The 12,608-nt window shown below is 60.1% G+C and carries 9 protein-coding genes; 3 read left to right on the top strand and 6 right to left on the bottom strand.

From position 1 onward, the window contains the following. Positions 1-55: 55 nt before the first annotated feature. The 6 genes from B8P98_RS19345 to moeA form a co-directional block, all read right to left on the bottom strand. Entirely contained in the window at positions 56-1,321 is a 1,266-nt protein-coding gene (locus B8P98_RS19345; RefSeq protein WP_095033355.1) for a DUF1479 domain-containing protein, read from the bottom strand. 140 nt (positions 1,322-1,461) lie between these two features. Beyond that, a complete protein-coding gene (locus B8P98_RS19340) occupies positions 1,462-2,277 on the bottom strand; it encodes a Cof-type HAD-IIB family hydrolase (protein WP_025714152.1) in 816 nt (271 codons plus the stop codon). A gap of 179 nt (positions 2,278-2,456) precedes the next feature. After that, on the bottom strand, positions 2,457-4,889 hold the full coding sequence (locus B8P98_RS19335) for a formate C-acetyltransferase/glycerol dehydratase family glycyl radical enzyme (protein WP_025714153.1): 2,433 nt from the start codon (positions 4,887-4,889) through the stop codon (positions 2,457-2,459). A gap of 4 nt (positions 4,890-4,893) precedes the next feature. Continuing rightward, positions 4,894-5,793: a glycyl-radical enzyme activating protein gene (locus B8P98_RS19330; protein WP_080897584.1), complete on the bottom strand. Its 900-nt coding sequence runs from the start codon at positions 5,791-5,793 to the stop codon at positions 4,894-4,896. Between the two features lie 156 nt (positions 5,794-5,949). Beyond that, positions 5,950-6,705 carry a molybdopterin-synthase adenylyltransferase MoeB gene (gene moeB, locus B8P98_RS19325; protein ID WP_025714155.1) on the bottom strand — a complete coding sequence of 252 codons (756 nt, stop codon included), beginning with the start codon at positions 6,703-6,705 and terminating at the stop codon, positions 5,950-5,952. After that, positions 6,705-7,940: a molybdopterin molybdotransferase MoeA gene (moeA, locus tag B8P98_RS19320; protein WP_025714156.1), complete on the bottom strand. Its 1,236-nt coding sequence runs from the start codon at positions 7,938-7,940 to the stop codon at positions 6,705-6,707. The genes moeB and moeA overlap by 1 nt, the downstream gene beginning before the upstream one ends. Positions 7,941-8,174: 234 nt before the next feature. Here moeA and iaaA point away from each other — a divergent pair, with 234 nt between their 5' ends. Genes iaaA through gsiB form a run of 3 tightly spaced genes read left to right on the top strand, consistent with a single transcriptional unit; the run spans position 8,175 to position 12,567 of the window. Then, entirely contained in the window at positions 8,175-9,116 is a 942-nt protein-coding gene (gene iaaA / locus B8P98_RS19310) for a beta-aspartyl-peptidase (protein ID WP_025714157.1), read from the top strand. A gap of 17 nt (positions 9,117-9,133) precedes the next feature. Next, positions 9,134-10,987 (top strand): glutathione ABC transporter ATP-binding protein GsiA, encoded by a 1,854-nt coding sequence (gene gsiA / locus B8P98_RS19305; RefSeq protein WP_095033354.1) that lies wholly within the window; start codon positions 9,134-9,136, stop codon positions 10,985-10,987. A gap of 38 nt (positions 10,988-11,025) precedes the next feature. Further along, positions 11,026-12,567, top strand: a complete 1,542-nt coding sequence (gene gsiB, locus B8P98_RS19300; protein WP_095033353.1) for a glutathione ABC transporter substrate-binding protein GsiB — start codon at positions 11,026-11,028, stop codon at positions 12,565-12,567. The last annotated feature ends 41 nt before the right edge of the window (positions 12,568-12,608 follow it).

The following is a 12,608-nucleotide window of genomic DNA, read 5'->3' as shown; positions in this document are numbered from 1 at the left end:
GGTTTCCGCCTTACCCGGGTGACTAACGACATGAAACGCCGGGGCCGTATGACGATTAGACCGGCATACCCAGCGCCCGTTTGCCGTGAATATTCAGATCCTCCAGGGTGAAGCGGCCCTGCCAGCTGGCTTCATAGTCCTCGCGCGGGAAATCTCCCGGCGAGGCGCCTTTTTCCAGAGCGGCTTTCACTTTCTGCGCGTAGGCGAGATTCTTCTCGCACATCGGCGCGGCGGGGATGTACATCACGTTGCCCCAGCCCTGTTGATTTTCCACCGGCGCCACCGAGTGAATCACATCGCAGTGCCACCAGACCGAATCGCCGGCATTCAGCGCCGGAATTGAGCTTAACGCTTTAATTAAGAGCGGGTGCCACTGCTCAGAGATCGGCAGCACTCTGCCCGGCGCGACGCCGCACAGCTCATCTTCTGGCACATCGTCAAGCAGCGGGCGCAGCAGCACATAAGCCATCGCCTCGGGGATCGGCACCACGTGCAGCAGCCCCTGTCCCGGGATCATGTCCGACAGCGCCGTCCAGCCCTGGAAGGTGCGGAACACCGAGCATTTGGTGGTGTTGTCGACGGTATACTCTTCCACTTCGGTACGGTGCGCGGCGTCCCACGGATCGTAGGCGTCGATATGGCCATTAAAGACGTTGGCGAAGACCTGCTGGTAGGCGGGGAGCAGCCAGCGCTCCAGCGCCCCGGAATCGGTATGCGCGCCCAGCCCCTTCGAAGTGGTTCCCGGCGGACGGCGGCGAATACGGTCGGGGTAAATCACGCTGACATCCGGGTCGAACCAGCGTGTGCCGTCCTGCTCAAAGCGCCACAAGCGGTTAAGGAAGGATTGCACTGCCGCCATTTCATTACTCTGGCGCGCCTGCATTTGCGAGGGGGACCAGTAGATCGGATAGATCTCCGGGCGCGAAGCCTCCAGCGAACCGAAGAAGCTGTCGCCGGGGCCTTTGTACACGTCGTCGAAATGATTGCGATCCAGGTATTCCAGCATGGCGTTGTCCCAGGCCAGCGCCTGTTCGCGCGGGAAGTGCCCCTTGATCACCGCGCAGCCGCGGCGCTTAATCGCCGCGCGCTGGGCATCGCTCACTCTTCCTTCGGCGATATCGCTGAACGGGATCGTCGGCCAAACCTCCTGGCCGGCGGCTTTCAGGGCCTCAATTTCGTCCAGACGCTCTGTGATGTGCGCGGAAAGTTTATCAAATACCGCCTGAACGTCACCGATTTGCGCGCGTAGGGCCTGTTTCATCTGGCGAATCGCCGCTTTGTGATCGGCAGGTAATGTTTCGTGAGTCGGGAGAGCAGCCATAATAACCTCGCTGTTTCTTTCGTTCGAAAGTATTAAATCTTACAAACGTTAATTTAAGTTAAAATGGAGTTAATGCAAGTTTAAAATCTTGCTGCGGCGCACAAAATGGAAAAGCCGGGGCATGAGACCCCGGCGAAGGGTCACGCGTTGAAGGGAGTGGTACTATCGAGGACGGCCTGAATGACGTTCAGCGCGCCGTCATGGTTATTATCGTCGGTGGTATAACCCGCAATGGCCTTAATGCTGTCGGCGGCGTTACCCATGGCGAAGGCGTATTTCACCAGCTTCAGCATTTCGGCGTCATTGCCGCTGTCGCCGATGGCGACGCACTGCTGCGGCGAAAGGTTCCAGCGTTTGAGCAGGCGGCTGATGCCGTTGGCTTTATGCAGGCCAGGGATAATCAAATCGACAAAGCCAAAGCCGCTGGTGACCGGCTTCATGATGCCGTCGAGCGACACGTGCAGCTTATCGATCAGCTGTGGGATCTCGCTGTCCGGCAGATTAAGCGAGAATTTAAACAGGGTGTCGTTGATGGCGTGATAGTCGCTCACTCGCTGCAGGCGATGGTAGTGCTTCGCCATCAGCGCGACAAAGGCGTCCGGGGCTTTATCGCTGACGTAGGCACTCTGCAGGCCGCAGGCGACAAAGTTCAGCTGCGGATCTTTCAGCAGTTCGCCAATCACCACCTGTGATTCGTGACGGGTCAGTTCGCCGTGGAACAACTGCTTGCCATGTTCATAAACCAGAGCGCCGTTTTCTGCGACGAATGAAATCTGCTCGCGAATTTCCGGGAAAAAGGAGATCAGCTGATAGTACTGGTTACCGCTGGCGACAACAAATTCAATACCTTGCTGCTTGAGCTGCGCAAACTGGGCGAGGAAACGCGGGCGGTCGTACTGCTTGGCGTCATTGAGAAAAGTTCCGTCCATATCGGTGACGATAACTTTAACGGTCATAAGAGAGTGCTCCTGGCTTAACTTCGACCAGTAACATTCTAATTACAATGTGATGGGGAGCACAAATTTATTTCGAATGAAAGTGCACGCAGAGAAAAAATGCCGGGTGGTGGAGTGGCCTTACCCGGCCTGCTGAACTGGGTTGGCCCGCTAAGCGTAGCGCCAGCGGGCACGAAGGGTTACAGCGTATGCTCGGTACGGGCGATGATATCGTCCTGAGTATCCGGCGACAGGGCGGTGAAGAACGCCGAGTATCCAGCGACGCGGACCACTAAATCGCGGTACTGGTCAGGATGTTTCTTCGCCTCCAGCAGCGTCTCGCGCGACACGATGTTGTACTGGATATGCCAGCCTTTATGCACCTCGAAGAAGGTACGCAGCAGCACCATCAGCTTCTGCTTGTCGGACTCGTTCTCCAGCGTTGATGGATTCAGCTTCTGGTTAAGCAGCACGCCGCCGAGGATCGCCCCGGTGGGCAGTTTACCCACTGAACTGATGACCGCCGTTGGCCCCAGATGGTCGGTACCGGAGGCCGGGCTGGCCCCTTCCGCCAGCGGGGCGTGCGCTTTACGGCCATCCGGCGTGGCCATGGTCTGCGCGCCGAACGGGACGTTGGCGGAGATAGACGATGTCCCGGCGTAATAGTTGCCGCCAATCGGGCCGCGGCCATAGCGCGGGTTGTGATACTGCTTCAACTCATCGATATAGGTCTGATAGGCCCGCGCCAGCAGTTCGTCCACGCTGTCATCATCGTTACCGTACTTCGGTGCACCGTTGATCAACCGTTGGCGCAGCTGCTCGTGAGTCAGCCCTTCGAAGTCTTCCGCCAGCGCCTTCGCCAGTTCCTGTTGGCCAATGGCGCCCTGATCGAAGACCAGTTTTTTCACTGCCGCCAGGCTGTTGCCGAGGTTGGCGATGCCCACCTGCAGGCCGGAAACCCAGTCATACTTCGCGCCGCCTTGCTTAATGCTCTTCGCCCGTTCGATGCAGTCGTCCACCAGCGCCGAGCAGAGAATATCGTGGACGTTCTCCTCCAGCATGGTATCAACCACATACTCAATCTCAATCGACTTCCGGGTGTAGTAGCGGATCTGGGTATCCCAGTCGGCCAACACCTGGTCGAAGTTAGCGAAGTTGCCTTTCGACAGGGCGTGCTCCTGCGGCAGGAACACTTCGCCGCTGGTGGCATCGCGGCCGCCTTCCAGCGTCGCCAGCATCACCCGCGCGAAGTTAATGAAGCTCATGCCGGTGCAACGGTAGCCCCACTTACCGCCGACCGCGGTTTCGATACAGCCGATAGCGGCGTAATCGTAGGCGTCCTGCGGCTCGATGCCCAGCTTAATGAATTCCGGGATTACGATCTCGTCATTGTTGAAGGCCGGCATACCGAAGCCGCAGCGGATCACCTGAACGCAGGCGTCAAGGAAGTCGTTGCTCATCCCGGCGTGGTAGCGCACGCTGAGGTTCGGCTGGGTAGAACGCAGACGACCGCAGGATTCAAGGATGGCATACGATAGCGGATTGACCGCGTCCTGCGGCTTCCCGTCTACCAGATTCTGGCCACCAATGGTGACGTTCTGGTACAGCGGGCTGCCGGCAGAAGCCTTGGAGTGTGAGCCGGAGCGGATCTTGTTGACCTCCAGCAGCTTCAGCCAGCAGCTATGCAGCAGCTCAATGGCCTGTTCACGATCCAGCGACTGCTGGATCTCAACATCGCGACGATAGTACGAGTACAGGTACTGGTCCATACGGCCAAAGGAGACCGAGTGACCATTGGATTCAATCTGCAGGATCAGCTGAATGAAATAGCACAGCTGCAGCGCCTGCCAGAAGGTTTTCGGCGGTTCATGGGCGATGACTTCGCAGTTTTCGGCGATTGTCAGCAGCTCGTCGCGACGCGGTTCGCGCGCCTCTTTCGCCGCCATTTCGCGCGCCAGCGCGGCGAAGCGTTTGCTGTGATCGCTCACGGCTTCCAGCACGATATCGATCGCTTTCAGGAATTGTTCGCCGTGCAGGTCTTCCAGTACCGTCAGGTTAATGCGCGAGCGGCGTTCGGCGACTTTGGCGCGCATCCCGTCGAGCCCTTTTTCCAGCAGCAGTGGGTAGTTGACCGCCAGGTGAGCATCACCGGAGGTCATATTGCCTTCCGCTTTGATGATACCGGTGGCGAGCAGCGCCTTTTGCTCATCGGTAAACATACCGTAGCAGCGGTCCTGCACGGTCTGGCCGCGCCACCATGGGCACACTTCATGCAGTACGCGTTTGTTTTCTTCGCTGACCGAGAAGCCGGCACCCGGGCGATCGGCGAGATCGTCGATCTCTTTTTCAATCCAGCTGACAGTGTATTCCGGGAAAATCGGCGCGGCGCGCACTTCGCTGGCCTGGTTGCCGACGATCAGCTCATCGTGCTTGATCCAGATGGTGCGCTCAGCCAGATGGTGAGCCAGCGCCAGCGCACGGCGCACCGGGATCGGTTTATCAAGATGCTGCTGATACATCTCAGTGTAGTGGCGGGCGCGCTCGGTACAAACTGGCGGCTTGACGATATGCACCAGCGCCATTTTATGGGCCTGGATGCGGGCGCTGAGCGTGTTGAGTTTCAGAGTAGTCATAGGGTTATCCTCGTAATATCGCCGTTAGCCCCTTGCTTCGCGCGTAATCCTGCGCAAAGGCGAGCAGCTCAGGAGCATCCAGCGGTTTATCCGGTGCAGTATAGGGCTGACTGAGTAGTTGGTATTTATTCATTCCCAGCGTGTGGTACGGCAGGAAATGGATTTCGCTGACCTGCAAACGGTCGGCAGCAAAATTGATAATGGCGGTAATGTCGGCTTCGCTGGCGTTGAACCCCTGGATTAACGGCACGCGAATAATCATTTTTTTCCCTGCCTGCGCCAGGCGCTGCAGGTTATCTAACACCCGTCGGGCGCTGCCGTCGGTCCATTGCTGGAACACAGCTTCGTCGACATGCTTGAGGTCGGCCAGAAACAGGTCAACAGAGGGCAGGGAGGGAGCAATGTATTTCCACGGCACGTGCAGGCAGGTTTCCACGGCGGTATGAATGCCCGCGTGATGACTGGCCTCGAACAGCGCCTGCGCCAGCTCCGGGTGCATGAAGGGTTCGCCGCCGGAAAGCGTAATACCGCCGCCGCTGCGATCGTAAAACGGTTTATCGCGTAGCACCGTCGCCATGATCTCTTCGACGCTTTTCTCCTCGCCGCAGACCGTCAGCGCGGTCGTGGGGCAGCAGTCGCGCAGCGCGGTAATATGCTTATCGTTAACCTTTTGCCGATGAATGATCAGACCATCCAGGGTACGGGTGATGACATCCGGCGCCGCCCGCTGGCACAGATCGCAACCGGCAAGGCACAGGCGCGGGTCATACAGCAGGTCTTCGCTGCGGGCACGGCTTTCCGGATTCTGGCACCAGCGGCAGCCCAGCGAGCAGCCTTTCAGGAAGACGACGGTGCGGATCCCTGGGCCGTCATGGGTGGAATAGCGCTGGATGTTGAAGATCATGATTTACCCTCTTGTTTGCGTATGAATATAAAAACACTTTCGAATGAAAGTTATATTGACGTAAATCAACAAGCGAGAGGGGGATAAGCCAGCGGGGAGAAAATAACGAGAGAGGTCGCAAAACCACCGGCGACTTTCGTTGCCGGTGGTGGGGTGTTAATGCGAGCCGCAGACCTCGCACTGCGGGTGGCGCGGCAGCTTCATTTCGCGGAACTGGCAGGTCATGGCATCGTACATGACGATTTTCCCGCTGGCAGGCGTGCCGTAGCCGCTCAGCAGTTTAATGGCTTCCATGGCCTGCAGCGAACCGATAGTGCCCACCAGCGGGGCCATCACCCCGGCTTCGACGCAGGTGAGGGCGTTTTCGCCAAACAGGCGGCTCAGGCAGCGGTAGCAGGGTTCGCCCTCCTGATACGTGAAGACGCTAATTTGCCCCTCCATGCGGATCGCCGCCCCGGAGACCAGCGGGGTGTGATGGCGAAAGCAGCCGGCATTGAGCTGGTTACGAATGGCGACGTTGTCGGTACAGTCGAGCACCAGATCGTGATCGGCAATCTGCGCCGCCAGCGCGGTCTCATCCAGCAAGGCATTGAGCGGCACCAGATGAACGTGCGGGTTAATACGCGCCAGCGCCTCGCGAGCGGAATCCACCTTCGGCTGGCCGAGGGTGGCGTCGCTGTGCAGCGTCTGGCGCTGGAGGTTGGACAGCGAGACGGTATCGAAATCGAGCAGGGTAAGCTGGCCCACCCCCGCGGCCGCCAGATACTGGGCGGCGGCGCAACCGAGCCCGCCGAGGCCGACCACCAGCACGCGAGCGGCTTTTAACCGCTCCTGACCGTCAAAATCAAAACCGCGCAAGACGATCTGCCGGTTATAGCGCAGCATCTCTTTATCGCTCAGCTCCACGGCCATTACAGCCCCCCAAACAGGTGACTGAACGGTTCGACCTCGACCCATTCGCCTGCTTCCACGTGGCCGCGCTCACGCTCCAGCACGATAAAGCAGTTGCCGAGGCTGAAGGAACTAAATATGTGCGAGCCCTGATGACCGGTGGTGGTTACCACCAGTTCGCCGTCCGGGTTGCGCTGCAGAATTCCGCGCTGAAAATCGAGGCGGCCCGGGGACTTTTTCAGCCGCGTGGCGGCGCGAACCCGCAGACGGGTCGCCTGAAGCGAACCGTGGTTACCGGATAGCTTCGCCAGCAGGGGTTGCACCAGCTGACAGAAGGTGACGGTGGCGGAAACCGGATTGCCCGGCAGGCCGCAGAACCAGCTGCTGCTGAGCTTGCCGAAGGCGAAGGGTTTGCCCGGCTTGATCGCCAGCTTCCAGAAGCCGATTTCGCCCAGCTCTTCAAGAATGGTTTTGGTGTAGTCGGCTTCGCCCACCGAGACGCCGCCGGAGCTGATGACCACGTCGGCCTGCTGGTCGGCGGCGATAAACGCGTCACGCAGCTTCGCCGGGTCGTCAGGAATAATGCCGAGGTTAATGACCTCGCAGCCCAGCTGCTGCAGCATCAGGTGCACCGCCAGGCGGTTGGTATCATAAATCTGGCCGTCGCCGAGCGGCTGGCCCGGCAGCTGCAGTTCATCGCCGGTCGAGAAGACCGCGACGCGAACCTTGCGCACCACCTCGACCTCGGCAATGCCCAGCGAAGCCAGCACCGGCAGCTCCGCTACCGTCAGGGGCGTACCCGCCGGGAAGACCACTGCACCGTGGGCGATATCTTCTCCGCGACGGCGAATATGCTGCCCGGCTTTTACCGGCGCGGTAAAGCGCACGCCGCTGTCACTCTGTTCGGTCTCTTCCTGCATCACCACTGCATCGCAGCCAGCCGGCACCGGCGCGCCGGTCATAATGCGGATACAGGTGCCGCCAGGCCAGGCGTCGTTGAAAGGCTGGCCGGCAAAGGCCTTACCCGCGATCGGCAGCGCGGCGCCATCGCGGAGGTCGCTCAGCCGGACGGCATAGCCATCCATCGCCGCGTTATCAAAGCCGGGAACATCCAGCGGGGAGACAATGTCATGGGCGGTGACGCGCGAGAAGGCCTGCAACAGCGGTACAGTTTCCGTCGCGCTCAGCGGCGTAATACGATCGAGCATCTGGGTGAGGGCTGTGTCGAGCGGCATCAGTCCGGCGGTAAAATCCATGGGTCACTCCTGCGGGCAAAACAGCGAAAACGCCTATTATGGCAGAAAAGCGGCGCGGGCTGTATGCCACCTGGCCAGGAGGCTTTACATTGCTGGCCGCACTTTCTATATTCAAAAATTGTATAAGACATTCAGCAATATAATGATATCAATACCCTTATTCCTGATGAGACCGGCGCCGCGACGCGGTACGACAGGGCGGGGTTCTCTACTTTATCGTTAAGGACTGGCGAAATGGGCAAGGCGGTAATAGCAATTCATGGCGGCGCAGGGGCGATTTCCCGCGCGCAGATGACGCCGGAGCGGGAGCGGGAGTACGTGGCGGCGCTGTCGGCTATCGTCGAAAGCGGACAGAAAATGTTGGCCGCGGGCGCCAGTGCGCTGGATACCGTGACCGAGGCCGTTCGGCTGCTGGAAGAGTGTCCGCTGTTTAACGCCGGGATGGGCGCGGTATTTACCCGCGATCAAACCCACGAGCTGGACGCCTGCGTGATGGACGGCTATAGCCTGCAGGCGGGGGCGGTGGCCGGGGTCAAACATTTGCGTAATCCGGTGCTGGCGGCGCGTCTGGTACTCGAGGAGAGCCCGCACGTGCTGCTGATTGGCGAGGGCGCGGAAAATTTTGCCTTCTCCCGCGGGATGGCGCGCGTCGATAACGATCTCTTTTCCACCCCCGAGCGACTGCTGCAGCTGCAGGAGGCGAAAGCGGGCGGGGAGATTATCCTCGACCACCACGCCGCTCCGCTTGACGAACGTCAAAAGATGGGCACCGTCGGCGCGGTGGCGCTCGACCTGGCGGGTAACCTGGCGGCGGCGACCTCCACCGGCGGTATGACCAACAAGCTGCCCGGGCGCGTCGGCGACAGCCCGCTGCCGGGCGCGGGGTGCTATGCCAACAATGCCAGCGTGGCGGTCTCCTGCACCGGCACCGGCGAAGTCTTTATGCGTACCCTGGCGGCCTACGACATTGCCGCCCTGATGGAGTATGGTCAGCTGAGTCTTTACACCGCCTGTGAACGAGTGGTAATGGAGAAACTGCCGGCTCTCGGCGGTAGCGGCGGGCTGATTGCCGTCGATCGCGAAGGCAACGTCGTTTTACCGTTTAACAGTGAAGGCATGTACCGCGCCTGGTGCTATGCCGGCGATACGCCGACCATTGGCATTTATCGCGAATAGAACAAGGGAGAGGGAGAGTGCCGCAAACTCACGAAACGGATACCTGCGAGGTACTGGTGGTGCGCAACCTGAACGTCGCGTTCCGCCAACAGGATGCGCCTGAGGTGCAGGCTGTGCGTCAGCTTTCCTTCAGCCTGCGCCGCGGCGAGACGCTGGCGATAGTGGGCGAGTCCGGTTCGGGAAAATCGGTGACCGCCCTGGCGCTGATGCGCCTGCTCGACGCCGCCAGCAGCGAAGTGAGCAGCGAGGGGCTGTGGCTGCGGCGCCGTAACCGGCAGGTGATTGCGCTCAATGAGCAAACGGACGCCGAGATGCGCCGGGTGCGCGGCGCGGATCTGGCGATGATTTTTCAGGAGCCGATGACCTCGCTGAACCCGGTGTTTACTATCGGCGAACAAATCGCCGAATCCCTGCGCCTGCACCAGGGGCTGGGGCGCGAAGAGGCGCTGCGCGCGGCGAAAAAGATGCTCGACCAGGTGCGTATTCCCCAGGCGGAAGAGATGCTCTCGCGCTATCCGCACCAGTTCTCCGGCGGCATGCGCCAGCGGGTGATGATCGCCATGGCGCTCTCCTGCCGGCCAGCGGTACTGATTGCGGATGAGCCAACCACCGCGCTGGATGTCACCATCCAGGCGCAAATTTTGCAACTCATTGCCGTCCTGCAAAAGGAGATGGCGATGGGAGTGATCTTTATTACCCACGATATGGGCGTAGTGGCCGATATCGCCGATCGGGTGCTGGTGATGTATCGCGGCGAGGCGGTAGAGAACGGCAGCGTTGAGGAGATCTTTCGTTCGCCGCAGCACCCTTATACTCAGTCGCTGCTGGCGGCGGTTCCGCGGCTGGGGGAGATGCGCGGCCGGGATCTGCCGCGCCGTTTTCCGTTGCCGGGCCAGCCGCTGGCGGAGAGCGAAACATCTGACACGGTGGCAGCCGGCGAGCCGATCCTGCAGGTGCGCGACCTGGTCGTCCGTTTTCCGGTGCGCGGCGGGTGGCTCAACCGCGTGACGCGCGAAGTGCATGCGGTGGAGAAGGTCAGTTTTGATCTCTGGCCGGGGGAAACCCTGTCGCTGGTGGGCGAGTCCGGCTGCGGCAAGTCGACCACCGGCCGGGCGCTGCTGCGACTGGTGGAGACCCAGGGGGGGAACATTACCTTCGACGGCCAGCGAATCGATACCCTCTCCGGCAGCAAGCTGCAATCTTTGCGGCGCAATATTCAGTTTATTTTTCAGGATCCTTACGCTTCGCTTGATCCGCGTCAGACGGTCGGTGACTCGATCATGGAACCGCTGCGGGTCCACGGGCTGCTGCACGGCGAGGCGGCGCGCGAGCGGGTTGCCTGGCTGCTGAAGCGGGTGGGGCTGCAGCCGGAGCATGCCTGGCGCTACCCCCACGCCTTTTCCGGCGGCCAGCGGCAGCGGATCTGCATTGCCCGCGCGCTGGCGCTAAATCCGAAGGTAGTGATAGCCGATGAGTCGGTATCGGCGCTGGATGTCTCCATTCGGGCGCAGATAATTAATCTGATGCTCGACCTTCAGCGCGAGATGGGCATCGCGTTTCTGTTTATTTCCCATGATATGGCGGTGGTGGAGCGCATCAGCCACCGCGTGGCGGTGATGTACCGTGGTCGGATTGTCGAAATAGGCCCCCGCCGCGCGGTGTTTGAAAACCCGCAGCACCCCTATACCCGTAAGCTGATGGCTGCCGTACCGGTGGCCGACCCGACCTTTCGTCATCCGCAGCGGATCCTGCTGTCGGATGACGTCCCGGGGAATATCTATAAGCGGGGCGAAGAGATCGCCAGCGCGCCATTGCAGCAGGTAGGGCCGGGCCACTTTGTTGCCCGTGAATCCGCCGATGTGCTGGGCTGAACATAACAACACATAATGCACCTTTTCAGGAGAACACGATGACACAACCTGTTTCACGCAAATGGTGGCTGGCGCTGAGTATCGCGTCAGTGCTGGCGAGCGCGCCCGCTTTTGCCGCCAAAGATGTGGTGGTGGCGGTAGGATCCAACTTCACAACCCTTGATCCCTATGACGCCAACGATACGCTGTCGCAGGCGGTAGCGAAGTCCTTTTATCAAGGCCTGTTCGGCCTTGATAAAGAGATGAAGCTGCAAAACGTCCTCGCCGAGAGCTATACCGTATCGCCGGACGGTCTGGTGTACACCATCAAGCTGCACAGCGGGGTGAAATTCCAGGATGGCACCGACTTTAACGCCGAGGCGGTCAAGGCGAACCTCGACCGCGCAAGCAACCCGGATAACCATCTCAAGCGCTATAACCTGTATAAAAATATCGCCAGCACTGAGGCGGTCGATCCGACCACGGTCAAAATCACCCTGAAGCAGCCGTTCTCGGCGTTTATTAATATTCTTGCCCACCCGGCGACGGCAATGATTTCGCCGGCGGCGCTGAAAAAATATGGCAAGGATATTGGCTTCCATCCGGTGGGTACCGGGCCATATAAGCTCGACACCTGGAACCAGACGGACTTCGTGAAGGTCAGCAAGTTCGAGGGTTACTGGCAGCCGGGCCTGCCGAAGCTGGATTCCATCACCTGGCGTCCGGTGGTGGATAACAACACCCGGGCGGCGATGCTGCAGACCGGCGAAGCGCAGTTTGCCTTCCCGATCCCTTACGAGCAGGCGCCGTTGCTGGCAAAAAACAGCAAACTGGAGCTGGTGGCCAGCCCGTCGATCATGCAGCGCTACATCAGCATGAACGTGACGCAGAAGCCGTTCGATAACCCGAAGGTGCGCGAAGCCATCAACTATGCGATTAACCGTCAGGCGCTGGTCAAGGTGGCGTTTGCCGGATACGCCACCCCGGCAACCGGCGTGGTGCCGCCGTCGATTGCCTACGCCCAGACCTACACCGCCTGGCCCTACGATCCGGCGAAAGCGCGCCAGCTGCTGAAAGAGGCCGGCTATCCTGACGGCTTCAGTACCACGCTATGGTCGTCCCATAACCACAGCACCGCGCAGAAAGTGCTGCAATTCACCCAGCAGCAGCTGGCGCAGGTGGGGATTAAGGCACAGGTGACGGCGATGGACGCCGGTCAGCGGGCGGCGGAAGTGGAAGGCAAAGGGCAGAAAGAGAGCGGGGTACGGATGTTCTATACCGGCTGGTCCGCCTCCACCGGTGAAGCCGACTGGGCGCTGTCGCCGCTGTTCGCCTCACAAAACTGGCCGCCGACGCTGTTTAACACCGCGTTTTACAGCAACCCGCAGGTGGATAAAGCGCTGAGCGAGGCGCTGAAAACCACCGATCCGCAAGAGAAAACCAGACTCTATAAAGAGGCGCAGGATACTATCTGGAAAGAGTCGCCGTGGGTGCCGCTGGTGGTCGAGAAACTGGTCTCCGCCCACAGCAAGAACCTCACCGGTTTCTATATCCAGCCGGATACCGGCTTTAGCTTCGAGCAGGCGGATCTGACGCAGTGATCATGTCTATCCTCATGCGTTCCCTCTCCCGGGATGGGAGG

Source organism: Klebsiella quasivariicola (assembly GCF_002269255.1).
Lineage (GTDB): Bacteria > Pseudomonadota > Gammaproteobacteria > Enterobacterales > Enterobacteriaceae > Klebsiella > Klebsiella quasivariicola.
The sequence above is the reverse complement of the archived record's forward strand: the minus strand, read 5'-3'. Positions and strand labels throughout refer to the sequence as shown.